The 24,617-nt window shown below is 51.4% G+C and carries 20 protein-coding genes and 2 tRNA genes; 15 read left to right on the top strand and 7 right to left on the bottom strand.

What is annotated here, in order from left to right; translation table 11 throughout:
* The first annotated feature begins 12 nt into the window (after positions 1 to 12).
* The 5 genes from mreC to B7982_RS10345 all read left to right on the top strand — a co-directional run bounded on the left by mreC (position 13) and on the right by B7982_RS10345 (position 5,207).
* Positions 13 to 840, top strand: a complete 828-nt coding sequence (gene mreC / locus B7982_RS10365; RefSeq protein ID WP_088660683.1) for a rod shape-determining protein MreC — start codon at positions 13 to 15, stop codon at positions 838 to 840.
* Positions 833 to 1,318 (top strand): rod shape-determining protein MreD, encoded by a 486-nt coding sequence (gene mreD, locus B7982_RS10360; RefSeq protein WP_088660682.1) that lies wholly within the window; start codon positions 833 to 835, stop codon positions 1,316 to 1,318. The genes mreC and mreD overlap by 8 nt, the downstream gene beginning before the upstream one ends.
* Positions 1,311 to 3,161 (top strand): penicillin-binding protein 2, encoded by a 1,851-nt coding sequence (gene mrdA, locus B7982_RS10355; RefSeq protein ID WP_088660681.1) that lies wholly within the window; start codon positions 1,311 to 1,313, stop codon positions 3,159 to 3,161. Before mreD ends, mrdA begins: the two co-directional genes overlap by 8 nt.
* Positions 3,158 to 4,405: a rod shape-determining protein RodA gene (gene rodA / locus B7982_RS10350; protein ID WP_088660680.1), complete on the top strand. Its 1,248-nt coding sequence runs from the start codon at positions 3,158 to 3,160 to the stop codon at positions 4,403 to 4,405. Before mrdA ends, rodA begins: the two co-directional genes overlap by 4 nt.
* A 91-nt stretch (positions 4,406 to 4,496) precedes the next feature.
* Positions 4,497 to 5,207: a ComF family protein gene (locus B7982_RS10345; RefSeq protein WP_088660679.1), complete on the top strand. Its 711-nt coding sequence runs from the start codon at positions 4,497 to 4,499 to the stop codon at positions 5,205 to 5,207.
* Positions 5,208 to 5,253: 46 nt separating this feature from the next.
* On the opposite strand, the gene B7982_RS10340 is transcribed toward B7982_RS10345, so the two are convergent.
* A tRNA-Ser gene (locus B7982_RS10340) sits at positions 5,254 to 5,334 on the bottom strand.
* 88 nt (positions 5,335 to 5,422) lie between these two features.
* Here B7982_RS10340 and B7982_RS10335 point away from each other — a divergent pair.
* Entirely contained in the window at positions 5,423 to 6,616 is a 1,194-nt protein-coding gene (locus B7982_RS10335) for an HD-GYP domain-containing protein (protein ID WP_088660678.1), read from the top strand.
* Between the two features lie 145 nt (positions 6,617 to 6,761).
* Here B7982_RS10335 and B7982_RS10330 read toward each other — a convergent pair.
* Positions 6,762 to 6,834, bottom strand: a tRNA-Phe gene (locus B7982_RS10330).
* Positions 6,835 to 7,001: 167 nt separating this feature from the next.
* On the opposite strand from B7982_RS10330, the gene B7982_RS10325 reads away from it, so the two are divergent.
* The 5 genes from B7982_RS10325 to B7982_RS10305 all read left to right on the top strand — a co-directional run bounded on the left by B7982_RS10325 (position 7,002) and on the right by B7982_RS10305 (position 12,072).
* Positions 7,002 to 9,497, top strand: a complete 2,496-nt coding sequence (locus B7982_RS10325) for a CotH kinase family protein (RefSeq protein ID WP_088660975.1) — start codon at positions 7,002 to 7,004, stop codon at positions 9,495 to 9,497.
* Between the two features lie 118 nt (positions 9,498 to 9,615).
* Complete coding sequence (locus B7982_RS10320) at positions 9,616 to 10,383, top strand: ubiquinone/menaquinone biosynthesis methyltransferase (RefSeq protein ID WP_088660677.1); 768 nt, start codon at positions 9,616 to 9,618, stop codon at positions 10,381 to 10,383.
* Positions 10,380 to 10,952 (top strand): UbiX family flavin prenyltransferase, encoded by a 573-nt coding sequence (locus tag B7982_RS10315; RefSeq protein ID WP_088660676.1) that lies wholly within the window; start codon positions 10,380 to 10,382, stop codon positions 10,950 to 10,952. Before B7982_RS10320 ends, B7982_RS10315 begins: the two co-directional genes overlap by 4 nt.
* Positions 10,953 to 10,973: 21 nt before the next feature.
* The gene (locus tag B7982_RS10310; RefSeq protein WP_088660675.1) at positions 10,974 to 11,864 is read left to right on the top strand and encodes a 4-hydroxybenzoate octaprenyltransferase; all 891 of its coding nucleotides are present in this window, start codon (positions 10,974 to 10,976) and stop codon (positions 11,862 to 11,864) included.
* Entirely contained in the window at positions 11,851 to 12,072 is a 222-nt protein-coding gene (locus B7982_RS10305; RefSeq protein WP_088660674.1) for a hypothetical protein, read from the top strand. Before B7982_RS10310 ends, B7982_RS10305 begins: the two co-directional genes overlap by 14 nt.
* Positions 12,073 to 12,181: 109 nt before the next feature.
* Here the strand turns inward: B7982_RS10305 and B7982_RS10300 are convergent, their stop codons facing one another.
* The 5 genes from B7982_RS10300 to B7982_RS10280 form a co-directional block, all read right to left on the bottom strand.
* Positions 12,182 to 15,880, bottom strand: coding sequence for an FISUMP domain-containing protein (locus tag B7982_RS10300; RefSeq protein WP_158212999.1), 3,699 nt, complete (start codon positions 15,878 to 15,880; stop codon positions 12,182 to 12,184).
* 162 nt (positions 15,881 to 16,042) lie between these two features.
* Positions 16,043 to 16,984 (bottom strand): biotin--[acetyl-CoA-carboxylase] ligase, encoded by a 942-nt coding sequence (locus tag B7982_RS10295; protein ID WP_088660672.1) that lies wholly within the window; start codon positions 16,982 to 16,984, stop codon positions 16,043 to 16,045.
* Between the two features lie 2 nt (positions 16,985 to 16,986).
* Positions 16,987 to 17,412: a hypothetical protein gene (locus B7982_RS10290; protein WP_088660671.1), complete on the bottom strand. Its 426-nt coding sequence runs from the start codon at positions 17,410 to 17,412 to the stop codon at positions 16,987 to 16,989.
* A gap of 141 nt (positions 17,413 to 17,553) precedes the next feature.
* The gene (gene tsaD, locus B7982_RS10285) at positions 17,554 to 18,561 is read right to left on the bottom strand and encodes a tRNA (adenosine(37)-N6)-threonylcarbamoyltransferase complex transferase subunit TsaD (RefSeq protein WP_088660670.1); all 1,008 of its coding nucleotides are present in this window, start codon (positions 18,559 to 18,561) and stop codon (positions 17,554 to 17,556) included.
* Entirely contained in the window at positions 18,558 to 19,538 is a 981-nt protein-coding gene (locus B7982_RS10280; protein WP_088660669.1) for a YbbR-like domain-containing protein, read from the bottom strand. The genes tsaD and B7982_RS10280 overlap by 4 nt, the downstream gene beginning before the upstream one ends.
* A gap of 45 nt (positions 19,539 to 19,583) precedes the next feature.
* Between B7982_RS10280 and B7982_RS10275 the strand changes: the two genes are divergently transcribed.
* From B7982_RS10275 to recJ, 4 genes are read left to right on the top strand one after another with little or no spacing between them, the layout of a single operon-like run.
* Positions 19,584 to 20,471, top strand: a complete 888-nt coding sequence (locus B7982_RS10275; RefSeq protein ID WP_088660668.1) for an ABC transporter permease — start codon at positions 19,584 to 19,586, stop codon at positions 20,469 to 20,471.
* Positions 20,471 to 21,784, top strand: coding sequence for a murein hydrolase activator EnvC (locus tag B7982_RS10270; RefSeq protein WP_088660667.1), 1,314 nt, complete (start codon positions 20,471 to 20,473; stop codon positions 21,782 to 21,784). Before B7982_RS10275 ends, B7982_RS10270 begins: the two co-directional genes overlap by 1 nt.
* A complete protein-coding gene (locus B7982_RS10265) occupies positions 21,766 to 22,905 on the top strand; it encodes an AAA family ATPase (protein WP_233138500.1) in 1,140 nt (379 codons plus the stop codon). The genes B7982_RS10270 and B7982_RS10265 overlap by 19 nt, the downstream gene beginning before the upstream one ends.
* Positions 22,905 to 24,617, top strand: coding sequence for a single-stranded-DNA-specific exonuclease RecJ (recJ, locus tag B7982_RS10260; RefSeq protein ID WP_088660666.1), 1,713 nt, complete (start codon positions 22,905 to 22,907; stop codon positions 24,615 to 24,617). Before B7982_RS10265 ends, recJ begins: the two co-directional genes overlap by 1 nt.

The following is a 24,617-nucleotide window of genomic DNA, read 5'->3' as shown; positions in this document are numbered from 1 at the left end:
AATTGCACTTCGATGCTTAGAGCTTTTCGCTTTATTGTCGATTTGTTTACCCAAAGGCATGGCGTTGTCGCTTTTGCCTTTTTTCTCGTTTTAGGGATACTGATGCATGCGTCTTCGACGGCAGTGCGCGAGAGCATTGTCGATAAGGCGCTTTCGACGGTATTTTACCCGGTGCAGCTCTTGCTTGCTTCTGTGAATGACTTCAAGTCACTGCAGGCGGAAAATGAGCACCTGAAGGCGGAAAACGCAAGGCTCCGTCAGGAGACTTACCACGCGAGCGAGGGCTTGCAGGAATTGGCGCGTTTGCATACCTTGGTGCGCTTTGACGACAAGTGGGATTTCCCGATTGTGACGTCTCGCGTGGTGGGGCATAACCCCGGGCGTTTTCTGACGACTCTCGTAATCAATCGCGGGACGCATCACGGCGTGAAAGAGAACATGCCGGTGATGTCGATGAATGGCCTTGTCGGAAAGATTTCGAAGGCTTCGCTGACGCATTCCCGCGTGCAGCTCCTGGTGGACCCGAACTTGAAACTTTCCGTGCTCGAGCGCCGTACGCGCGTGGTGGGCTTCTTGGAGTCTGTAGACGGCCATTTGCTTTCGGCGATGATTCCGTCGCATGCAGGCGTTGCCGAGGGCGATACGCTCATTACCTCTGGACTTGGCGGCATTTTCCCAAAGGGAATCCCGGTGGGCACGGTGCACAAGGTCCGCAAGGCGGATTTGGACGTGATGAGCCTCATGGATGTGAAGCCGTTCCAGGAATTTTCGACCTTGGAAGAAGTGTTTGTGATGCAGAAGGATCCGGATTGGATTATCCAGGAGTTGCTTGATGAGTAATTACGGATGGTTAAAGACGCTCCTGATGTTTGTCATCGCTTTTGCGGTACAGTCGACGATTGGCGACTGGCTTAAGATTTTGGGTGTAGGGCCTGACTTTATCCTCATCTTTATTGTGTCTGTGGCTTTGCGTTTTGGGGCAGGGACGGGTTGTTTCTGGGGATTTTTGGCGGGGTTCACGTTGGATGTCTATGCTCCGGTAGAATGGCTGGGCGCCAATACGATTGCAATGACGATTGTGGGCTTTGCCGTGGGACAGCTCGAGGAATATTTCCTCACGCTCAACTTGCCGCCGAAAGTGGGCGTGCTTGGACTTGCGTTCTATGTGAACGATATGTTCTATTTCCTCATTACGGGGCTTGAAAAAGATGTCGTAACGACTTTGTTCTTGACGAAAACGGTGCCGGAGAGCATTTATACGGTGATTATTGGCGGTATTTTGTTCTACCTCACTTCGGGGAAAAAGTCGGATGTATAACGATACTTCGGAGAACGAGGCTCGAGTCCGTCGAAATTGGAACGTCCTGATATTTTTGGCAGGGACGGTTATCCTTTTTGCGGTGATTTTGTTCAAGCTTTTTTCGCTGCAGTACATCCATTACGAAGAAAACTTCCAGCGTTCCGAAAATAACCGCTTGCGCCGAATCGAGCTTATTGCCGACCGAGGCTACATTTACGATAGGAACGGGAATGTGCTGGTGCGTAACCGTCCCTCTTACCAGATTGCGCTCCAGGCGCTTGAAATGCCGCGCAAGAAGGCGGACAGGGACTCCATTTTCAAGAAGCTTCTGAATATCCGCGATGCGGCGGGTGTGCGGCTTTTTGATTCGCTTTCGCTTGATACCGCGTTCCAGAGAATCCGCTGGGTGCGTACGCGCCCAGTCCGCATTTTGGAAGATGCGACGATGGAACAGGTCGCGGTGATTGAAGAACATTCTACGGAATTGCCGGGCGTCTCGGTGATTATCGAGTCGCGACGTGAATACCCGTACGGGACGCTAGCCTCGCATGTGCTCGGCTACACGAGTGAGATTTCGGAAGAGCAGCTGAAACTACCGGAATATGCATCGTACTCGCAGGGTGACCGCGTGGGGCAAAAGGGCTTGGAGCAGGAATACGACAAGGAGTTCCGCGGCAAGAACGGGCTCAAACTTGTGGAGGTGAATGCTTCGGGGCGTGAAGTGCGTACGCTTACGGATGTGGGCGGCTTTATTGCACCGGAACCGGGACTCCACATGATTTCGACGATTGACTTGAAGTTGCAAAAGGCGGCAGAAGCGGCGATCCCTGATTCGGCGAAAGGCGCCTTGGTGGCAATCGACCCGCGCAATGGCGAAATTTTGGCAATGGTCTCTTCGCCGCGACTCGATCCGAACATCTTTTCGTTGAAGCGCCGTGAACGCAACAAGGGTTGGGCTCATGTGGCGCTCGATTCGATGCGCCCACTCACGAACCGTGCGATTTCGGGCGTTTACCCGCCGGCATCGATTTTTAAGCTTGTGACGTCTGGGGCGGGGCTTGAAAGCGGGATTATTTCGGAGACAAAGTATTACCCGAAAGCTTGTACGGGCGGCTACCAGTACGGGGCGCGTTACCAGAGGTGCTGGGGCGTGCACGGGAACCTGAACGTGGTGCATGCGCTGCGCCTTTCGTGCGACGTGTATTTCTATCAGGCGGGCCTTGAAATCGATATGGCGCGTATCAATGAATTTGCTCGCCGCTTTGGTTATGGTGAACAGTTGCTTGGCGTGGATATCCCGGGCGAGCGTGCGGGATGGCTCCCGGATTCGGCTTCGTTTAACCAGCGGAACAAACGCCTTGGCTGGCGCTGGGCTCGTGGACTTATTCTGAACCTCTCGATTGGGCAGGGGCAGATGGTGACGCCTCTGCAGCAGGCTGTTTTTATAGGCTCCCTAGCGACGAACAAGGGCGTGTATAGACCGCATTTTATGAAGGAATTGCAAGATGCGGAGGGAAACGTTGTACGCCGTTATGAGCCTGAAATTATCCGTCCGGGGACGATGAAACCCGAGACGCACCGTGTGCTTTTGAACGCGATGGATTCCGTGGTGAACCATCCGGGTGGCACCGGAAAGAAGGGCGCTGTGCCTGGAATCCGCGTGGGCGGAAAGACGGGTTCTGGCGAATGGAAAAAAGGGCAGAAGACGCATGCCTGGTTTGCTGCGGTAGCTCCCTTGGATGACCCGCAAATTGCTGTGGCCGTGATTATGGAAGCGGCAGGCGGTGGTGGCTCTGTGGCAGCCCCGATTGCGCATAAAGTGCTGATGGCCTTCTTTGGGAAGGAGGAAGAGGAACAATGAGTACCGACCGTATTCAGAACAAGTCGCTAAAGTTCGATTGGCTCTTTATCGGTGTGACGTTTACGCTCATGTCGTTTGGCGTGCTTCTCGTGTATTCGGCAACAATGGGCGAGGAGTTTGCTCTTTACAATACCCATTGGTTTAAACAAATTATTTACTTCTTGACGGGTATTGCGATTGCCGTGGGCCTTGTGTTTGTGAAGATTGACTGGCTTAAGCGTGCGGCGGTGCCGTCTTACGTGATTGCGCTATTGATGCTTGTGTTTGTGCTCATTTTTGCGGGTGACGTGAAAGGGGCGGGGCGTTGGATTGACTTGAAAATCATAAAACTGCAACCTTCGGAATTTGCAAAGATTGCGTACCTGATTACGATTTCGTACTGGCTCTCGAAACATCCCGTGAGTTTGCACAAGCTCAAGTCTTTCTTGGTGCCGCTTGGGCTTTTTATTGTGCCGTTCTTGCTTGTGCTAAAGCAGCCGGACTTGAGCACGGCGCTTGTGTTTACGGCGGTGACGCTTGTCGGGTTCTTTTTTGCGGGGCTTACATTTACGGATTTGTTCTTGATTGTGAGCCCGGTATTGTCGGTGCTGTTTTCGCATTCGCAGTCGATGGTGATGCAGGTCTTGTGGGGCGTGCTGATTTGCCTTGTCGTGTTCTCCGTTTTGCGCAGGCACTTGTCCAAAAAGTTCTCGGGCGTGATTATTGCGACGAACATCTTGGCGGGTTACGCCAGTACGATGGTGTGGAACATGCTGGAACCGCACCAGCAGAAGCGCGTGAACACCTTCTTGGATCCGATGAGTGACCCGCTAGGCGATGGGTATCAGGTGCTGCAGTCACTCACGGCAATCGGTAGCGGCGGCGTTGGGGGCAAGGGCTTTGGAAACGGCTCGCAGACGAACCTCTCGTTTTTGCCGGAAGAACATACGGACTTTATCTTTAGCGTGCTCGGGGAACAGTTTGGCTTTGTCGGATGCGCGGCGGTCTTGGTCCTGTTTACTTTGTTTTTGTGGCGTGCTACCTCGATTTGCAAGACGAACGATGACCCGTTTGTGACGCTTGTGACGATGGGCGCTGCGACAATCTTTTTGTTCCACATCACGGTGAATATCGCGATGACGATTGGACTTATGCCGGTGACGGGGCTCCCGCTGCCGTTCCTCTCTTATGGCGGATCGTTTGCGCTTGTATGTATGTTCCTCGTGGGGCTCTTGATGTGCCTACGGTATCAGGGAAATAAGTAATTAAATAAAATTTTACCGTGCCAATTGCCTGAAAAAAGCGTGTTATAGAGATAGGGCGTGATTTTGCGCTCTCTTTATGACTGGAGGCTTTATGGGTGTTTTGAGGACGGTTGCAAATTTTGTGTTCGGGATGGAGTGCCTTGCGTGCGGAAACTCGTCGGAGAGGCTTGACCCGTGGCTTTGCCCTGCGTGTGCGGCGGAACTTTTGCGGGAATCCTGTTCTTCGAAATTCCCAAATGACGATACTTTTTGTTTGTTCCCGATGCGGCCATTGACGCGCAAGCTTGTGCATGCGCTCAAGTATAGGAACATTCCGGGGCTTGCTTCTTACCTTGTGCGACATTCTTCGGCGGTGAAGCATGGAGTGGTGGCGCAGGAACTTTCGATGCTTGCGCAGCCGCTTTACTTTGTGCCGGTGCCGCTCCATCGGGCGAGGTATCGCGAACGTGGGTACAATCAGGCGGAACTCTTGGCGGCGGCGCTTGCGACTGCAACTGGAGGCAAGGTTTGCCGCTTTCTCAAGCGCAAGACGTTCGTGGTTTCGCAGACGAAACTCTCGAAGGAGGAGCGCGAGCTGAATGTGGCGGGAGCATTTGTGGCGGATTTCCCGCGGGAGATGCCTACGCGGGGGAGCGTGGTCGTGGTGGATGACGTCTTTACGACGGGGGCGACGACTTCGGCGTGCATGGCGGCTTTCGGGCCGAATTTTCCGCTCCCCTTGAAGGTGTGCACTCTGATTTACGACGAGCCCGCGACGGCTGTGGCGGACTTTGCCGCCGATTGCCGCGCCTTTTACAAATAACAAGTACAAATAAAAAAGCGTTCCCGGTGCTCGGAAACGCTTTTTACGGAGGAAGAGGGACTCGAACCCCCAAGCCTTACGGCGGCGGTTTTCAAGACCGCTGACTTACCAATTAGCCTATTCCTCCAATTGGTGCGCAAAGAATAGAAAAAAATGCAGGATATCGTCAACGATACTTTGCTTTTTGTTGAAGATTAATTATTTTTTTACAAGTTATGAGCTACCAAGGAAAGTCTACCGATCTTGGAGACGGCGAAGTCGCTGCTCTCTTGTTCGAGTACATGCCCAAAATTGCTGCCGAACACGAGACGGACAGCCTCTTGGTGCTTATGGCTGATTTGGGTCGGCAGATTGTGCAGGCCGACCGCTGTTCCCTCTGGCTTATTGACGAAGAAAAGAACGAGCTGTGGACCAAGGTGGCCCATGGTGTAAGCGAACTACGTATTCCGCTTTCGGCTGGCTTTGTCGGGTATTCCCTAAAGACGGGTGAACCGGTTCTCGTCGATGATGCTTACCGGGACGCTAGGTTTGACCGCCGTAGCGATATCAAGAATGGCTACCATACGACGTCTGTCATGACGATGCCGCTTGAAAGCGATGGCCGCGTGATGGGCGTGTTCCAGGCAATCAACAAGGTCGGGGAGAACGTGTTCTTCTCTGAAAAAGACCTGGAACGCCTGAAGCTCATCTCTGTTTATTCCGCAAAGACGATTGAGTCGGCGATTCGTGCGCAGAAGCTTGAATGTTATGCAAAGCAGCTGGAGCGCAAGGCCGAGGAACTCAAGTCGGCGCACATGGAACTTATCCGCATTCTGGGCGAAGTCTCTGAATTCCGCAGCCAGGAAGTGGGCGACCATATCCATCGCGTTGCTGAGATTTCTTTGAAGCTCGCCAAGTACCTTGGTCTCCCGGCAGACCAGCAGGAGCTGATTTACTATGCGGCTCCGCTCCATGACCTTGGAAAGGTCGGCATTGCGGACATGATTTTGAACAAGGCGGGCAAGCTCACTCCGGAAGAGTTTGACATTATGAAGAGACATTCCATTATCGGGCGTACTTTGTTGCGCGATTCCAAGACGGACTTGCTCTGCATGGCGTCGGACATTGCTAGCGCTCACCATGAACGCTGGGATGGTACGGGCTACCCGGACAAGCTCAAGGGCGAGGAAATTCCGCTCGCGGCACGCATTTGTGCTGTGGCCGACGTGCTGGATGCGCTTTCGAGCCCGCGCTGCTACAAACCCGCCTGGCCGGAGGACCGCGTCAAGGAAGAAATGAAAAAGTCCAGCGGCTCGCACTTCCAGCCGGAACTCATTGATATTTTGATGGCTCACTGGGACGAATTTTACTCTTGCTATAAGCCGGATGGCGAATTCGTCAAGAAGAACCTCCTGCCACCTGTGAAATAAATCACATCGTCTTTTTTGCTATGCCCGCCGTTGCGCGGGCGTTATTTTTTATTTGCAGAAGGGGGGGCTGAGAATAAATCCGGGGTGACCGCTTAAAATTGCCGAAAATAAAGAAAAAACCTCGGTTTTCACCGAGGTTTCTTCGTGGTTCCGATTGGAATTGAACCAACGACACGCGGATTTTCAGTCCACTGCTCTACCAACTGAGCTACAGAACCATTTTGGTGACCCAATTATAGATATTTATTTTCGGCTTGTCAAGGGTAAAGAGAATATTACTGTTATTTTTTTGAAAAAACTACTAAATTTAGTGTTGTTGGATGGATTATTTAGGTGTCCCATGGAAAAACCTTGGGAAACGTGTTCTTTATTTTAGGTGGTCGCCGTGATTCGCTCAAAAAAATGGATTAAAGAGATTCTTTCTCTGGCTACGGTTTTAGGTACAGCGTTTGTTGTAGGCTGTGCTGATGATAATGGAAATGGCTCGTTCGGCGGGCCGAGTTCTCCGGATTGTACTGCACTTAATAATTGTGGTGCCTCTGTTCCGGGTTCTTCTGCTGGCACCAGCGTTCCGTACTCTTCAAGTATGGAAATCATCCAAATCGTAACTAGCAGTAACGATACCATTGCGGAGACGACCTGGGTTCAATTGCCGCCCGATACCACTGTTCATTGGGTGGGTCAGTCTGCATTGCGTATAACGGAAATTACCCCGCTTAACTTGGATTTCCTGGACGAAAATGGCAACGATCCGTCCTGGGTGGAAATCTACAACTCTAGCGACCAGGATGTAGATTTGGCGGGCTATACGCTTGTCGAAAATTTGAAGAACTTGCGCAAGTGGGTGTTTGGCCACGACATTCTCAAGGCAAAGTCCTTTAGAGTTGTTTTCTGCGACAAGAATAATATTTCTGCGGTTGCTATTGCCGATAACGGCGATCGCCATACGCGCCCGCATACGAACTGGAAGCTTGACAAAAACGGCGGCACGCTTTACTTGCTCGACAAGTTCAACGGAATCCGTGACTCGGTCGCTTATCCGGAATTGACGGGTGGCCTCAGCTGGGGCATTGTCGATGGCGGTTACTGGAAGTATTTTGAAAAGCCGACTCCGGAACAGCCGAATACGACATCTAAGGCTTATGACGAAATTGTCCCGGCTGCCGATATGAGCGGCCTTAAGTCCGGTTTCTATAACGAACCGTTTACCTTGAATCCGCCTGCACTCCCGGAAGGTGTCACGCTCCGCTGCACGACCAACGGTTCTGTGCCGACCGAAAGCTCTCCGGAATTCAACTCCCCGAAGCGCATTGAACATAGTGTGTCTTTCCGTTGCGCAACGTTCAAGAAGGGCGCTATTTCGAACACGGTGACGACCCGTACATTCTTTGTTGATGAAGATCAGGTGAAGATGCCGATTGTCGCTATCAGCGTGGACTCCAGCTTCTTCCGTGAACACTATATCAAGACTAGCTGCAATGCTCCGAAGAACTGCAAGGACAGCGCCGGCCTCTACGCCGATGTGGAATATCCGATCCATGTGGAATACTTCGAAAATGGCTCTTCTACGAAGGATGGCTCTACTTGGGAAAAGGATGCGGGTATCTCCCTCATGGGTGGCTATAGCCGCTTGAACGACAAGAAGTCTGTCTCTATCCGCCTCCGTGAAGAATATGAAGACGGTAGCATCAACTATCCGTTGTTCGAAACCCGCAAGGGCGTGAATGACAAGTACAAGTCCTTCAACCTCCGCAACAACGGTAACCGCTATGTGAGCGACTACATCGAAGATGCTATGGGCGGTGCCCTCCTTGAAGGTACGAGCGTGGATTACCAGAGAAGCCGCCAGGTGGTGGTGTTCTACAATGGCAGATACTACGGCATTCACGATATGCGCGAACGCTTCAACAAGCATTACGTAGAAACGAACTACAAGATCGAAGCGAATACGGTGAACTTCATCAAGCACTTGGGCCAGGAAGTTGAAGCCAGCAACGGTACGACTGATGCCTACATGAACATGCTCCACTTTGTGGCTACAAACGATTTCTCTGGCGAAAACAATGCGAACTACGCTTCGGCAAAGCTCTTGCTCGATGTGGGTAATCTTGCCGATTACATGGCTGCTGAAATTTATATGCACAACGGTGACTGGCCGAACAACAACGTTCGCGCCTGGATGGCTCCGGAACACCCGTGGAAGTTCATGGTTTATGACCTTGACCACGGTTTTGACTGGATGTGGGGTGTAAACGATAAAGAATTTGTACAGGAAACTAATATGTTCTCCTGGATCAAGAAGGGCGGTGGAAATAAGCCGTGCAAGGAAGAAGGTTGCTTTGCTAACCTCTACATTCAGCTTATCAAGAACCCGGAATTCAAGCGTATGTTCATCAACCGCTCTGCTGTGATGTTCAATAGCTATACGAACGGCAAGAATGTTGAAAAGATTGTCGATGCGATGACGTCTAAGATTGATGCTCAGGAAATGGAACGTGACCTTGCCAAGTTCAAGCAGAATGAAAAGTGGTATGAGAACGCTTGCCATAAGGGATTTGACAAGACTGGTTCTTGCATGAAGGAATGGGCCGAAAAGCGTGATCCTAAGGTTATTCAGGAATACGAGGAAGAATTTGGCTTGAGCGGTACGGCTACCGTGACGATTGCTGCTTCTGGCAGTGGTACGGTGCTTATGGAAGGTGCCGCTCTTCCGGGTGGTGCTACGTCTTACAAGGGCAAGTTCTTTGTGGGTAACCCGATCCTCTTGACGGCTGTTCCGAGTGCAGGTGCTTCGTTTACCGGCTGGAGCGATGGCGTTGCTGACAACCCGCGCTTGGTGGAACCGACGGAAGGTGCTACCTTCACGGCTCAGTTCCAGTAATTTAAAACGACGAGTACGCTGCGGCGAGATGCTCGTTATCGAGATGCGTCGCCGCTCGTGATGAAATTCGCGGCCTGGATGAAAATCCAGGTCGCTTTTTATTTCTACATTTTGCTATATGAAAAGTCCCGTGCGTAAGATGTTCGATGGCATTGCGAGCCGTTACGATTTTCTGAATCACTTTCTGAGTTGTTATCAGGATGTGCTGTGGCGCAGGTATTGCTGCAAGCGCTTGAAAAAGATGATGGCTGCGGGCATGCTCGCGGAAAAGTCTATTGGCGAGACTCCGCGCGATTTGAATAAAGTTCGCTTGCTGGACTTGTGCGGTGGCACGGGCGATTTTGCCAACACGTTCCGCAAGATTTTCGAATCTGGTTGCGTGTGTGCGCGCGACTTTGTTGTAGACCCGGCTGTAATCGGTGATTTTTCGTACGGGATGCTTGCCGAAGTCAAACCGAAGAAAATTGATGCGCATGCAGTACAACTCGACGCGATGAAAATGCCGTTTGCCGAACGCCAGTTTGATGTGATTCTGAATGGCTTTGGCATGCGTAACGTGCCCGAAGCCCGTGGCGCCTTGATGGAATCTTACCGCGTGCTCGACGAAGGTGGCTATCTCTGCGTTCTGGAATTTTTCTCGCCGAGAAACTTGTTCAACAAGTTCTTCTATAAAGTACTTGCACCGTTGTTCATCCCGGTAATGGGCGCCTTCTTTAGTGGCAAGCGCGATGCTTACGAATACCTGGTGAACTCGATTATCCGCTTTTTGCCAGTCGATCAGTTCTGCAAGATGGCTGAAGAATGCGGCTTTGAAGTCAAACAGGTTAAGATGTTCGATGGCGGGATTTCGTTTGGCGTGTTCTTGCACAAGCCGGGTAAAGCATGAGCCACTTTGTGCTTGGAGTGACGGGTGCTAGCGGCAGCATTTATGCGACCCGTACGGCGATGTACTTGCAGCGTTTTGGTCATGAGGTGACGCTCATCGTGACGCACCCGGGCAAACAGGTCCTCGAATACGAAGACCAAAGTGCGCTTTTTGATTATTGCAAGGACGTGTGCAACGTGGATGATTTTTTTGCAGAATGCGCGAGCGGTTCTAGCGATATTGCGGGCATGGCTGTGGTGCCGTGTTCCATGGGGACTCTTGGACGTATTGCGGCGGGGACTTCGGACAACTTGCTTGTGCGCGCGGCTGATGTGTGCCTTAAGGAACGTAGGCCGCTTGTGATTGTGCCTCGCGAGATGCCGTACAACTTGATCCACATCGAAAATATGAAGCGTGTGACCTTGGCGGGGGCGGTCGTGATTCCGGCTTCGCCGCAGTTCTACAGTAAGCCTCAAAGCATTGAAGAACTCGTGGATACCGTCGTCGCGAAAATCTTGAAGCACTTGGGCGTAGAACAATCGCTTGTCGCGAGTGTTGCTAAAGTGTGGAGCGGGAACGACAACCAATGACCATAGACCAATGACTAAACCATGAATAAAATCCTTGAATTTACACATCTTGTCCGTTTGAGCCATTCGCTGTTTGCGATGCCTTTTGCCATTGGTTCCATGTGGGTTGCTGCAAACGGTTTCCGAGACATGAGCGCTTTTGAAACGGCCCGCATTATCGTGCTCATCGTGCTTTGCATGGTGACCGCTCGTAACAGTGCCATGAGCTTTAACCGCATTGCAGACGCTAAGTTCGATGCGGAGAATCCGCGGACGGCAAAGCGCCATTTGCCGGCAGGACGCCTAAGCCGTAAATCGGTGATGGCGTTCTTGGCGTTGAACGGAATCTTGTTTGTGGTGTTTGCGTGGATGCTCCAGCCGCTTGCAGGGGCGCTTGCGTTCCCGGTATGGCTTTTGTTGCTCTCGTATTCGTACTGGAAGCGTTTTAGCTGGCTTTGCCACTGGTTTCTCGGCTTTGCGATTGGCATGAGCCCGCTTGGCGCCTGGATTGCCGTTCGTGGCGAATTTGCCGTGTTCCCGATTTTCCTCCTGTTCATTTTGATGCTCTGGATGGGCGGTTTTGATATCATTTACGCCACGCAGGATATTGAAATTGACCGCAAACAGGGCTTGCATTCCGTGCCCGCCCGCTTTGGCCTTGAAAAGTCCTTGCGCATTGCGCTTGCAAGCCATTTGGCAATGCTCGTGCTTTGCGTCGTGTTCGGGCTTTTCTGGAATATGGGCTGGATTTGGTGGGCGATAACGGGACTCATGACCGCTGCTATCGTTTATATTCACTTGTTCAGAAAATCGAATGACCTAGATGCGATGAACCGCGACTTTTTCCTTGCGAATGTGGCGATTAGCGCGCTCGTGATGATAGGCCTCATCGTCTGGATTTGCATGGGAGGTGATGTCAATGAACTTTATTAATCGCCCGAATGGAAAATTTACGAACGAAGAAAAAGTGAAAATGTTCCATACGATGGGAGGCGTCGCCTCCGTCATTGCGCTTGTGCTCGTCATTCTTATTGAATCCGGTATTGAAGGCGAACGTCGTGAATTGGCTGATATGGGCCTTACCGCGATGATTGTGATGCTTGCCGTTTCGCTTATCGGAAGCATGTACTTCAAGAAGTAGGAACTTTATTGAAAGGAGATGCCTGCTCGGTGGCAGGCATGACAAAAGAAGAAATGCCGCCCGCGGGCGACATTCTCGTATAAAGGAAACGTCCGTTAAGGTTGGTGTGTTACTTCTTGATGCAACGGAGAGGGTAACCGTTTATCTTACTTTCTGGGGACGTGTTTTTTATAGAATAGCGAATATTTTCAAACGACAATCTTGTTGCGGACGTATCGTTTACTTGTTCTGAACTCCAGAAGAACGTGTTGACATCGGCATAGGTTCTTATAGTGAGTTCTTCGGTGTAGTCAATTCCATTTCTGTAAAAGATGTCTATAAAGCCTGTTTCCAATGCTGAAAAACCGCAGACGTCCGTGTGAATGGAATCGCGTCCGGCAAGATTTTTGCGGAGTTCGGACGCACTGCATTCTTGAAGAAGTGTTGCCCAGTCTGTAGTTGAGGGGACTCTCCAACCGTTTGGGCAAATGCCTTGGAGCGATTCTGGATCTTCAATGTTTGCCAAGGTCGGTTGTTTGGTCTTCGGTTGTCCAATGACCATGTCCCAGCTGTACAGACGGCCGTATGTCGCACATCCATCATGATTTCCGCCACACCAGCTACCTTCCACATTGTATTGCAGGTTTTCGGCAATCCATTCCTGCTTGCCAATTTTGATGGTCTTGTATCGGCGGCCATCTCTTGCGTCTGTAACGGAACCATAATCGGCTGGATCTATTTCCCATTTGTTATCAAAGCATACGTAGTTCCTGCCTTTCATTTTTCCTTTTTGACCTTCTTTGGCAATGTCGCATCGACCAAAGAAAACGTCGGGTGTTGGTGCCGGGATCCAGTCGTATAAGTGATCTTCGCCGTATGAGTCCTTTTTTGTTTTGCAGTAGTATGGATTACCATTGTAAGTTATGGTATCTCCTTGATTATGCCTTGTACAAACCCCATTGACGGAGTCAATTGCGGTAAGCGGGTGCCAGCCAGGAAGGTAGTCCTTGTCGTCTAAATCTTTTTCACAATAGTAATGTTGTCCTTTATACCCGACTAAAATACCGTATTTCAAGGAATCGTTTTTGTTGCAAGAACCGTATGCTTCCCATGTGGTCGACACTTCTTCCCATTTGTTGTTTTTGCAGGTATAGTCCTTTCCGTTGTATTCATTCCATTGCAATTTTGAGTTATAGTTGTCGCATAATCCTAAGGCTTCAATTATCGGGGTGTATTCAACCCAGGTTGGATTTTTGCAATTGGCAGTTCCGATACACCCGTATTTTTTTTCTTTGAATGTAATGACTTTCCCGCGGATGTCGCAGGAACATTCTCCGAATTGCTCATAAAGATCTGTAGCAACTTTCCATGTCTTATTTTGAGAGCAGAAGAAATCGACTCCGTCAAGAGTCTTGGTTGCTCCCTTGTTTGTTTCAGTGCAGCTGCCAAAAACGCTTGCTGCCGAGACTGATGTCCACTTTTGGGATTTGCATTGATATATGTCTCCCTTTGTGGAATAAACGACAACTTCGTCTTCTCTTTGGGTGGTGCATATTCCGTCTTCAGCCTCAAGGCCTGTGGCTTGTTGCCATTTTTTGTTGCGACAGACGTAGATGGCTTCTTGGTACTTTGTGGGTTCATTTTCGCGATCTGCGGTGCATATGCCGCTTATGGACTCGACTCCCGTAACTTCAGTCCAACGTTTGCTTTTGCATACGTAGGTATTGTCTTGATACTTTACAAGTTCGTTCTCGCGTTCGGTGGTGCATAAGCCGTTAATGGACTCGATGCCTGTAATTCCCGTCCAACGATTGTTTCTACATACGTAGGTTTTGTTCTGGAACTGTACGAGTTCATTTTCACGATCTGCGGTACATGAATCGTGGATCGCAATAAGAGTTGGAACAACCCATCCTTCGCTTGTACAAATGTATTCCGTGGAGCCAACTTTACCGATTTTCTTCAATTTTGATGTTGTACAAACGCCAAGGGAGTCGTCTTGTCTTGTTTCTTCTCTCCAAGAGCCGAATGCACAGACATAATCGATCATTTTCTTGTTTTCTTTGAAAAAGCTCTTTTTGCCTTCGTTTTCGTCCGAGCATGTGCCAAGGGCTTCTGCCTTTGTTGCAGTGCGCCACTTGGTATCGCAAATGTAGCTTGTCGCGTATCGGTCAATTTTGACTACGCCTTTAAATTCGGGAACGCAATAGCCAAGGTCGCTTTCGGGGTATTCGAGGTATTCCCAATTAGGACCGTCCTTGCAACCGTAATCGTCGCCCCACAGATACTTCATTTTGTACTTGAACGTGGAATCGCATATGCCAAGGTAATCGTCGGCAACGGCTTGACGCCAACCAGAATCATCGCAGTAGTAATATGAACTTGTTCCAATCGTGTCCAGTTTGCCTTTCATATCTGGAGTGCAAAAACCGAGGCTGTCTTCGACGCTTGAAAGTTGTTCCCATTTGTTGTTTTTGCGGCAGGTGTAGGAATCTTTTCCGAGTTTGTAAATCTTGTAATATTTGCTCTTGTCGCATGCTCCGTACTTGTCCCAGATTTCGGCTTTGCGCCAGCCAGTGGAGTCGCAGGCGTAATCTATGGTGTCTTTTTCATCCTTAAAAGTTGCTTGTTTCTTTAAACTGTCTGGAGAGCAAATGCCGATAGCCATTTCAAGCTTGGTGGGTTCACGCCAGGTGGTATCGTCGCACACGTAGTCCTTGCCGTAGTTTGTTTCTTGTTCCCATTGCCTCTTTTGGGTGCATTTGCCGATGGAGTCTGTGAGTACAGCCTTACGCCAGCCGATAGAATCGCAGATGTAGTCGATGGATTCCTTCTTGTTTTCGAATACGGCCATTTTCTTTAAACTGTCGTTATTGCAGAGGCCGATGGAGGATTCGATGTTCGTGGGCATGCGCCAGGTGGAATCATCGCAAATGTAACTTTGTCCGTTCAGCTTTTGTACTTCCCACTGATTTTTCTTGGTGCAGCTTGCGTCGACGTCATTCATGGTCGCGTATTCCCAAGTGTTGTTTTTGCAAATGAACAACGTGTCCTTGTAGTAATGCTTTTCGCCGCGCTCAGAAGAAAGGCAGGAGTTTTCGTCGTCCTTGACCCATTTCTTTTTGTTGCAGTAGTAGTTTTTGCCCTTGCTTGCGACAAAGAAATCATCGAGGTATTTGTATGTAGAAGAATCGCAAGTGGGGAGTTGGCTTTCCGTTTCGACAAAGTGCGACATCTTCATGCAACGCACGGCGTAATAGGCGCTGAAATTGGCTTCTTCAAAATACGCCTTGCCTTTGGAGGTCACCTTAAAGACATCGAAATCGGATGTCATGAGGTAGGATTCTTTGCCTTGGCCCTTGCATTGTAGCTCCCCGTTGACGGTTTCGCAGGAACCGGACATTTGCGGGTTGAAACCGAAGGCCGGGTCGGTGACGCTTTTAGCGAATTTGAGCATGTATTCGTAATCGGCTTCGGACGGAATCTTGAACCCGCTAGGACATGCCTGGTCGGCATTCATGCTCTGGTACAGACGACCATTGGATTCGCAGTTTTCGTAATCCCCGTCGTAACAGGAGCTTTTTGAAACCTTGTAATTTGCGTTTTCGGCCATCCATGTGTAAGGCCCGAATTGGATGGTCTTGTAGGAGTTGCCGCTTTTTGCGTCGAGAATTTCGCTTTTGATAATGCTTGCGGAACCCGTCTTGGAATTGTAATTGGTGCCTGTAATGGTGGTGTCTCTGAATTCATCACCACCGAGGTTGTCTTCTTCCCCGTCTTCGATTGAAGGTTCCTCTGCGTTACTGCTGCTATCGTCACCACAGGCCATTAGATATAATGGCAAAACCAAACACGATGATAAAAATGCCTTTCGGAACGTAAATCGCGAAAAGTGCATATTGCCTCCTTAATTTGAACGCAATATACAAATATTTTAATTGTAAGACTATGGATGTGATTTTTAGAGTAAAAGAAGCGTTGCAAATGTTGTTTAAATTTCTAAATCAGCTGAGATGACTGTCTCGACGGTTCCGTCATCGCATTCAAAGAGGAGACTTCCGTCATCGTTCATGTCGATGATGCGGCCTGTTTTTTTGATGGCGCCTTCTCCGCTATCGCGATTTTGATCGGTGCAGTGGTTGTTTACGATGATGGTGCCGCGGGCGCCGATAAACTGGTCCATGCGTTTCCAGGCTTCGACCCATGGGCGAATGCCGAAGGCGCGAAATTGCCCGATGGCGCGTTCGAGATTCCCAATCAGTGCACGCAAGAGTTTTTCGCGATTGATGGCGTGTCCGAAAATTGCCTTGAGCGTGGTGACTTCACGATTCAAATGGGCGTAATCGGCGGGGTCGCTATTGACGTTGATGCCGACTCCCATCGAAAGGGCGGGGCGTGGCATTCTTTGTTGCGGTGCAAGCTGTTGTCCGGACTGCTGCGGACGCACATAAACAATTTCGGCGAGAATCCCGCAGAACTTGCTTTTGCCGTAGAGAATGTCGTTCGGCCATTTGACCGTGATTTTCGGGTCGCTTGCGCAATCCCGATTTGCGGACTGAGCGGAGCTTTCAATCGTAGACTGCGCGCAATCCACAATTGTTGCGCTATCTTGGATGCTGTTGAACGTCTCTGCAAAAGTGAGCGCTGCAATTTGCGTGATTTGTGCAAAATGGTTGGCGGGAATCCCTTCGAGCGGAATTAAAATATTGAAGTAGAGATTCTTGCCGGCGGGGGAGTCCCAAGTGCGTTCGTGGCGTCCGTGCCCATCGCTTTGAGAGTCTGCGACAAAGAGCGTGCCGGGAGCAATTTCGCCGGAGGCTGCCATGGACTTCATGAGCTTGTGCGTGCTGCCGATGGTTTCGAAAAGGAATGCGGGGGCGTCGCCAAAACCCGTGAGCTGCCAGTCTGTAAAATTACGTTCTTGTGAAAACATCCCTATTCGTCTGCTTGCTTTTCTTGCAGTTCCTTGAGGGCCTCGTCGGGGAAGATTTTGAAGAATTCTTCCTTCTTGTCTTCGAAAAGCTGCAACATGCGTTCCTGTTCGAACTGTTCGCGGTCGATGTTCTGCATAAAGAATTCATCGCGGGCGAAGTTGCGGCTCGTAATCATCTTTTTGATATCTTCGGACAGGTCTATGTTGTCCCAAAGAATGTAGTACGACCCGATAAATCCGTCGGCAAAAATGTCGACGTTCAGCTTCACGGAATTGCCCTGAGTCGAGTCCACCATCTGGACTTTGGTCTCGCGCTTTTCGGGACGGAAAACATCAACGTCGTTGATGGGTTTGCTGATGTCCTGCGCAAAAGAAATCGATGTGGCGCAGAGGACTAGCATTACCTTATGTTTGAACGACAAAATCATATTAACAATATACAATGAAAAATGCCGAAAAAAAACGGAGAATGTAAAAAAGCCTGGCTGAAAACACACCAAAAAAGCGTCAAGATGGTCTATGACGTCCCGATATTCTGCGGAGTGTATTATATGCGCGGATTCTTGCGTCTAGAGAGCGAGCGGCATCCACGGTTTCACGACGTCGATGGATTCGAGCTTGCCCTGCAACTTGCGGCGGATGGCGGCTGCGGCAATCATCGCTCCGTTGTCTGTACTCAGGCTACGGTCCGGCACGCAGAAGCGGATACCCTTTTTGTCACAGTAGTCCTGCAAGCGTGTGCGCAACCAGCTGTTGGCGCTCACGCCACCGCCCATCACGAGCGTCTTCATCTTCGTCTTCTTGAGGGCGTTGATGGTCTTTGTGACAAGGCTATCGACAATCGCGTCTTCGAGCGAGGCGCAGATGTCGCCGAGGTTCTGCTGGATAAATTCCGGGTCGTGCGTTTCGGTGTAACGGAGCACGGCGGTCTTTAAGCCGCTGAACGAGAATTCGCAGTTGTCGTGCGTGTGGAGTGCGCGCGGGAATTCCACGAATTTGCGGTTGTGGTCCTTGCCGAGTCGGCTAATCGTTGCACCTGCGGGGTACTTGAGGCCGATGAGCTTACCGCACTTGTCGAATGCTTCGCCGGCAGCGTCATCGCGGGTGCGGCCGATGCTTGTGTACTTGAATCCCGGTTCTTCCATCACGAGTTCCGTGTGCCCGCCCGAGACGGTGAGCGTCAAAAACGGCGGTTCGATGTCCGGATTGCTGAGCCATGCGGCGGCGAGGTGGCCTTCGAGATGGTTCATGCCGTAGGCCGGGATGTTCAAATCGCGGGCGAGGCCTTTAGCAAAACTAGCACCGACGAGAAGCGGTCCCATGAGGCCCGGGCCTGTGGTGTAGGCGATGGCGTCAATGTCCTTGAGCTCGATGCCTGCTTCCTTGACGGCGGCTTCGGCGATGGGGGCAATCTTTTGCAAGTGCGCACGGGCTGCAATTTCGGGGACAACGCCACCATAGAGGGCGTGTTCGTCAATTTGGCTATAAAGCGGGTTCGAAAGAACTTTTAAGGGTTCGTCCTGCAAAACGGCGCAGGCGGTTTCATCGCAGCTGGATTCAATTCCAAGCCAAATCATATTCCGTATTCCTCGTCTTTATTATCGTCCTCGGTCTTTGTCTTGATGAGCTTGATCTTGTCGGGCTTGACAAGGATGGCCTTGATGGACATGCTGCGGTCAATATCGGGCGGCAAGTTCAACTTGACTGTGGGAGCGAGGCTGTCCGCATCTTCAATAGCGAAGCGGTTGTATTCAATAAAAAGTTCAATATCGTTGTGCTTGATGGCTTCGATGACTTTATCACCGCCGGTGATTTCGACGGTAGCCTGCTGCGGCGAGAGCGTGTTCAAGGCGCGGTCATAAAAACCGATCAGCTGGATGGGGATGTTCTTGAATTCCTTGGACTTGATTTTCTGGATGTCGACAAAGACCTTGGCGACGGTGTCGCTAGGCGTTACAAACGGCGGGAGCTGTTCGGTGGCGAGTTTGACGGAAAATGTCTGGCTTGCCTTGATGCTGTCGAAAAATGCGGAGTCCGTCGGGATGTCGATAATGCGCGTGAGGGCGTTTCTGGCTCCCGAAACCTTCAGGTCTTCCTGGAGGAGCTTGGGTTGCTGCACGAGCACGTAACCAGGGGCTGCACCAAACGTCACGTTGCTCTTGATGGGGATGCTGCGTTCAATGCGTGTATCGACCGCCACATCGATAAAGAGGTACTGGTTGTCCGGTTCCACGTAGTGGACGGTTGCAAAGTTCGGGGCCACGAAGTTCTTGGAGTCGAGGTGGATGCGCTTGGAGCCGAGTTCGGCGAGGTGCATGTCGACAACCATCGCGGCCTGCTTTTGCGACTGCAGGCGGATAAGGTCCAGGGGCTTGCCTTCGACGGTCACCGAAACAGTGCTAGGTGGCTTTGAAGCAATCGCGAGCGCTTCGGGCAACTTCACGAACGTAAGCGGCACTTCCATCGTCAGTTGGAAGTCCTTCAGCGAGATGACGTAGAACCAGAGGGCCATCGCGCAGACCAAGGCGGTAATCTTTAATATGATGTTTCCCATAAAAGCCCCTTAAAGAACCTCTATAAATTTAATTATATTCGAGGCGTGTTCGGACAATTAGGTTACTTAATATCGGAATCTTTTAGAGGATGGAAGCAGCACCGCACGGTGATTCTCCCGTCTTTGCTCACGATTTTCCTGTGCTCGCTTTTGCTTGCGGCCTCTTTTACGGCGCTCGGCGTCTCGTTTAAGCTCCTCTCGGCCGAAAAATCGCTGTACGTGATTGAGGCGTTCTTGAAAGAAGACGTTCCCGAAGATTCCATTGCGGTTATCCAGACGCGGCTAAAGCATACGCGCCATGTGGAGTCCGTTGCGTTTGTGAGTGCGGATTCTGCGCTTGTGGATTTTAGCAACCATTTTTCATCGGACATGCTGGAACTTGTCGAAGGGAATCCGATCCCCGCGTTTTTCCGTGTGTCTTTGAGCGAGGAGGCTCGCAACCCGGCAGACCTTTCCGAAGTGCGCAACACGATTGCCGAAGAAGCTTATTTTGAAGAGGTGCAGGCCCCGTTGAAGTGGGCGTCTCGGGTGGCGTCGTGGAAGTTCAAGATGATTTTCTGGCCGATTTGCATCAGTATCCTTTTGCTCATTACGCTCTCGCTCATTATTTGCAACTCGGTAAGGCTTTCGCTCATGTCCCGCAAGCTTTTGGTCGAGAACATGAAGTACGCGGGTGGCAGTTATCTGTTTATTGAATTCCCGTTTGTGCTCGAAGGGGCAATGCAGGGTTTTTTAGGGAGTGGCGTTGCCATCTTGTTGCTTGGGCTTGTCATCCGTTCGCTCGTGCAGATGTTCCCGATTGTGGCAAGTGGCGTTGCCTACTTTGGAATCGTAGCGCTATTTACGGTGCTCTTGGAAACGATGCTTGCAGGCTACTTTAGTTTCCGCACGGTGCGCAGTTTCTTGTTCGAAAAGAAGGGTGAGCAGGAATAATGCGTCTTGTTTGCCGGTTCATTCCGCTTTTGGTTTTCATCTTTGCCGTGGTCGCGGGCTCAGCCGTTTCGTCTTATGCAGCCCCGAAAAAGACCGACGCGCAGATCGATGAACAAAAGAACGCCCTCAAAAAGCTAGAGGTCGATCTTGCGAAAAAGCGCGAAGAACTGGCCGTCCTTGAAACCGAAGAAAAGGGCGTCTTGAACACGATTTCGCTTTTGGACCAGAACTTGAACCGCACCAGGTCTTATCTTTCGGAACTGACCCGCAATGAGGATATGTTGCAGGGGGCGGTCAAGCAATTGGTGATGGATATCGATTCTCTTGACTCAAAAATCAAGGCCCGTAAGCGTGCCATGAGAAAGCGTATCCGTAATTTGTATGTACACGGCCGCAGTAACGATGCTGAAATCCTTTTTGAACTTTTGACCAAAAATGGGAACCCGGAACGCGAGGTTTACTGGGTGCATCACTTGCTGAACCGCGACCGCGAAGACGTTGAAACGCTCCGCCAGCTCATTGCTGAACGCTCGCAAAAACAACAGACGCAAGAGAAACACTTGGCCGAGCTTTCGAGACTCCGTTCCCGCAAGGCGGTCGAAGAACGCGGTCTTGTAGCGCAGATGAATGGTCAGGCGAGAATGCTGAATTCCCTCAAGCACGACAAAGCCGTGCAGCGCATGGCGCTCAAGGAATTCGAACGCAACCAGAAGACCATGCTTGCGCTCCTCAAGAAACTTGAGCAGCGCCGCAAGCGAGAAATCGAAGAAGCGAAGCGCGCCGAGGCAGCCCGCCTCGCCGCCCTCAAGAAGAAGGAACGCGAAGCCGAGAAGAAACGCCAAGCTGCCGACAAGAAGCGCGAATCAGAAAAGAAACGTGAGGCCGAAACCGCCCAAAAGCAGACTCCGGTACCGCATTTCAAAGGTCCCAAGTGCATGCCGCTCGACGGCCCGATTATTAGCGAATACGGCCTGCAGGAACACCCGGTGCTCCACATCATGACGCGTAACCTCGGGGTGGAAATCCGCGGAAAGCGCGGTGGCCGCATCCGTGCCGCAGCCGCTGGAACCGTTGCTATGGTCGCTGAAATTGACGGCCGCGGCCCCTCCGTGATCATTGAACACGAAGATGGAACGTACACGGTGTACGGTCACATGAAGGCAATCCACGTCCAAGAGGGCAAAAGTGTCAAGAAATGCGAAGAAATTGGAGAAGTAGGCGATATTGCTTCGTTAAATGGTATTAAATTGTATTTCCAAGTAAGCGAAGGGACACAGACCGTGGACCCGTTGCAATGGTTGAAACAGAGATGATAGAATATCGCTTAAATGGCCCCGCCTCCCAGGAACGAATCCGCATTCGTCTTATGGCGGCGTTGCGTGAGAACCGCTTCCCGCAGTCGATTCTTATCGACGGTCCTGTGGGCATTGGCAAAAAAGCGCTTGCGATGGAAATTGCCCAGGCGCTCCAGTGCACAAACCCGAGCGTTCGCCCGTGCGGTAATTGCTTCGGCTGCAAAATGGCAACCGATACCGGCGTGACCGACAACTGGGTCGTGCCGATGGAAGCAAAAGAGGCTAGTGCTCGCAATGCGGCCGATGTCTCTGCCGGGAGCTCTGCAAAGACCATCCAGGATTTTAAACAGGCCTATATCGAAGAAATCACAAAGAACCCGTACCGCGTGGATATTTTCAGTGCGGGCGCCGTGATTTCGGTGGAACTCATCCGTACGATGACCGCCTCCTTTGCGATGAAGGGCGACCGCGTGCGCGTGGTGATTATCGCCGAGGCCGACCGCATGAACGATTCTGCGGCAAACGCGTTCCTCAAGACTCTTGAAGAAGTTCCGCCGAACACGTACTTCATTTTGACGACTTCGTCTCGCGAAAAGCTCTTGCAGACGATCCGTTCGCGCTGCCTTGCGCTCCACCTGCCACCCCTCACGGATGAGGAAGTGCGTCAGGAGGCCATTCGCGTTGGCGGCGAAGAATTTGACGAATCGACACTGACCGACGATGTGATCGGGCTTGCCGTGGGTTCCCCTGGCATGGCGCTTTACTACGCTGAACACGCCAAAAACTGGTGCCCGCTTGCAGTCGATTTTATCGAGAAGTCACTTTCGCAGGACTACACCGACCTGTTCTTTAAGCTCGAAGATTCTGGACTTGAAGACCCGGCCATCGTGAACCGATTCCTCGAAGTCCTCTCGTTCTTGATTACGGACTTGTTGCGCCGTGAATCGGGCGCTCCGCTTCGCATCCCGGAAGCAACGGGCAGCGTGAATCTCGAACGCTACCCGCAAGTAGGGGCGTCTGCCCTCGAAGCAGCTCTCGTGAGCGTGCAAGAAACTATGTCGAGAATCGCCTCCAGGCGAATGGCGGCAGTGACCTGCCTCCAGAACCTCTCGCTAAAACTTTTTGAAGGCTACAAGTAATGGAAGATCTTGTCGCCTCAACTTTGTCCTCTACGCTAAAGATTCCGCATGCGGTCGCGAGGTTCTTGGTCTCGCGCGGCATCAAGACTGTTTCTGATGCGTACCACATGCTGTGCTCTAACGAGAGCGACGTGCATGACCCCTTCCTCATGATGGGGATGGACAAGGCTGTGGAATGGATACTTGCGGTTCGCGAACGTGGCGAGCGTGTGTTCATTTTTGGCGACTACGATCTGGACGGCATGACGTCTGTGACGCTTTTGACCCGCTGCCTCAAGACTGTGGGTATTGAATCTGAATGGCGACTCCCGAACCGCTTTGGCGATGGCTACGGACTTTCTGTTTCTGCTGTCGACGAAATGTACGAGGCGGGGGCGCGCAACTTGATTACCGTAGATACGGGCATTACCGCGAATGTGGAAATTGCGCATGCCAAGGAACTCGGCATGGCGGTCATGGTCATGGACCATCATCAGCCGTCGGGCGATGGACTTCCGGTGAGCGATGTGCTTTTGGACCCGCATCAGGAAGGCGACAATTACCCGAATCCTGAACTTTGTGGTGTCGGCGTTTCGTACAAGTTTATTTGCGCCTTGTTTAGCCGACTTGGCATAAAGGCTCCGGTGGAATATCTGGACTTGGTCGCCCTCGGAACGCTTGCGGACCTTGTGCAGATGACGCCCGAGAACCGCTATTTTACACGTACCGGGCTTGAAAGTCTCAAGAACAGCCGCTGGCCTGGCGTGCAAGAAATGTACACCTCCCTTATGAAGCCCCATAGCTGTGTGGGCGGCATCGACGTGATGTACAAGCTTGCTCCGCTCCTCAACGCCCCTGGCCGCATGGAACGCCCGGACCCAGCACTAAAACTTCTTTTGTGCGAAAATAAAGTCGAAGCGGGCAAGCTTTTGGAAGAGCTGAAAGACTGGAACACCCGTCGCAAGCAGAAAGAAGCTGAAATCACCGAAATGGCGATGGAACAGGTAAAGGCTCTTTACGGCGACACCATCCCGACCGTGATTGTCGTTGCCGGCGAAAACTGGCATGTGGGCGTGATTGGCATTGTCGCGGCAAAGCTTGCCCAGGAATTCCACAGACCTTCGGCTGTGCTGTCGATTATCAACGGCATGGCACATGCGAGCGCCCGTGCAGTTCCTGGATTCAACTGGCACAAGGCCCTTTTTGACAGCCGTGAACTTTTTGACCGCTGGGGCGGCCATGCCAATGCGGCGGGATTCTCGCTCGAAGCGGGCAAGATTGAAGAACTCCGCGGGCGCCTTTTGCAATCCGCAAAAGACCAGGGCTATACCGGCGAGGTAATCAACACCGATGAATCGTACCCGTACGACATCAAGATTGCGCTCCGCGAATTTACCGTAGAAACGCGCGTGCCGACAGGGCGTTATCCGATTCGTGAACGCTCGATTCTCGAGTTCATCGACTTGCTCGAACCGTTTGGCGGAAACTTCCCGTACCCCGCCTTCCGTGCCGAAAACGTGACCGTGCATCGCGTGCGTGAACTTCGTGGCGGACACTTGCAGATGGAAATATCGCAGGCGGGGAGTGCCGTTTTCCCGGCTATCGCCTTTGGACTCCGCAAGAGTAAGGCTTTGCTCGGGCGCTCCCGCCCAGTGACGGTCGTATTCGAGCCGATTTGGAATTACTATAACAACACCAAGACGGTGCAGCTCTGCATCAAGTCCATCGAGTAG

The organism is Fibrobacter sp. UWB2, assembly GCF_002210425.1.
Classification (GTDB): Bacteria; Fibrobacterota; Fibrobacteria; order Fibrobacterales; family Fibrobacteraceae; genus Fibrobacter; species Fibrobacter elongatus.
Note: the sequence above shows the minus strand (reverse complement) of the source record. Positions and strands in the feature narration are given on the sequence as shown.

Excerpts from the sequence above, each read along its gene's own strand:
- mreC (WP_088660683.1), top strand. The coding sequence starts at position 13 with ATGCTTAGAGCTTTTCGCTTTATTGTCGATTTGTTTACCCAAAGGCAT.
- mreD (WP_088660682.1), top strand. The coding sequence starts at position 833 with ATGAGTAATTACGGATGGTTAAAGACGCTCCTGATGTTTGTCATCGCT.
- mrdA (WP_088660681.1), top strand. The coding sequence starts at position 1,311 with ATGTATAACGATACTTCGGAGAACGAGGCTCGAGTCCGTCGAAATTGG.
- rodA (WP_088660680.1), top strand. The coding sequence starts at position 3,158 with ATGAGTACCGACCGTATTCAGAACAAGTCGCTAAAGTTCGATTGGCTC.
- B7982_RS10345 (WP_088660679.1), top strand. The coding sequence starts at position 4,497 with ATGGGTGTTTTGAGGACGGTTGCAAATTTTGTGTTCGGGATGGAGTGC.
- B7982_RS10335 (WP_088660678.1), top strand. The coding sequence starts at position 5,423 with ATGAGCTACCAAGGAAAGTCTACCGATCTTGGAGACGGCGAAGTCGCT.
- B7982_RS10320 (WP_088660677.1), top strand. The coding sequence starts at position 9,616 with ATGAAAAGTCCCGTGCGTAAGATGTTCGATGGCATTGCGAGCCGTTAC.
- B7982_RS10315 (WP_088660676.1), top strand. The coding sequence starts at position 10,380 with ATGAGCCACTTTGTGCTTGGAGTGACGGGTGCTAGCGGCAGCATTTAT.
- B7982_RS10310 (WP_088660675.1), top strand. The coding sequence starts at position 10,974 with ATGAATAAAATCCTTGAATTTACACATCTTGTCCGTTTGAGCCATTCG.
- B7982_RS10305 (WP_088660674.1), top strand. The coding sequence starts at position 11,851 with ATGAACTTTATTAATCGCCCGAATGGAAAATTTACGAACGAAGAAAAA.
- B7982_RS10300 (WP_158212999.1), bottom strand. The coding sequence starts at position 15,880 with ATGGCCTGTGGTGACGATAGCAGCAGTAACGCAGAGGAACCTTCAATC.
- B7982_RS10295 (WP_088660672.1), bottom strand. The coding sequence starts at position 16,984 with ATGTTTTCACAAGAACGTAATTTTACAGACTGGCAGCTCACGGGTTTT.
- B7982_RS10290 (WP_088660671.1), bottom strand. The coding sequence starts at position 17,412 with ATGATTTTGTCGTTCAAACATAAGGTAATGCTAGTCCTCTGCGCCACA.
- tsaD (WP_088660670.1), bottom strand. The coding sequence starts at position 18,561 with ATGATTTGGCTTGGAATTGAATCCAGCTGCGATGAAACCGCCTGCGCC.
- B7982_RS10280 (WP_088660669.1), bottom strand. The coding sequence starts at position 19,538 with ATGGGAAACATCATATTAAAGATTACCGCCTTGGTCTGCGCGATGGCC.
- B7982_RS10270 (WP_088660667.1), top strand. The coding sequence starts at position 20,471 with ATGCGTCTTGTTTGCCGGTTCATTCCGCTTTTGGTTTTCATCTTTGCC.
- B7982_RS10265 (WP_233138500.1), top strand. The coding sequence starts at position 21,766 with ATGGTTGAAACAGAGATGATAGAATATCGCTTAAATGGCCCCGCCTCC.
- recJ (WP_088660666.1), top strand. The coding sequence starts at position 22,905 with ATGGAAGATCTTGTCGCCTCAACTTTGTCCTCTACGCTAAAGATTCCG.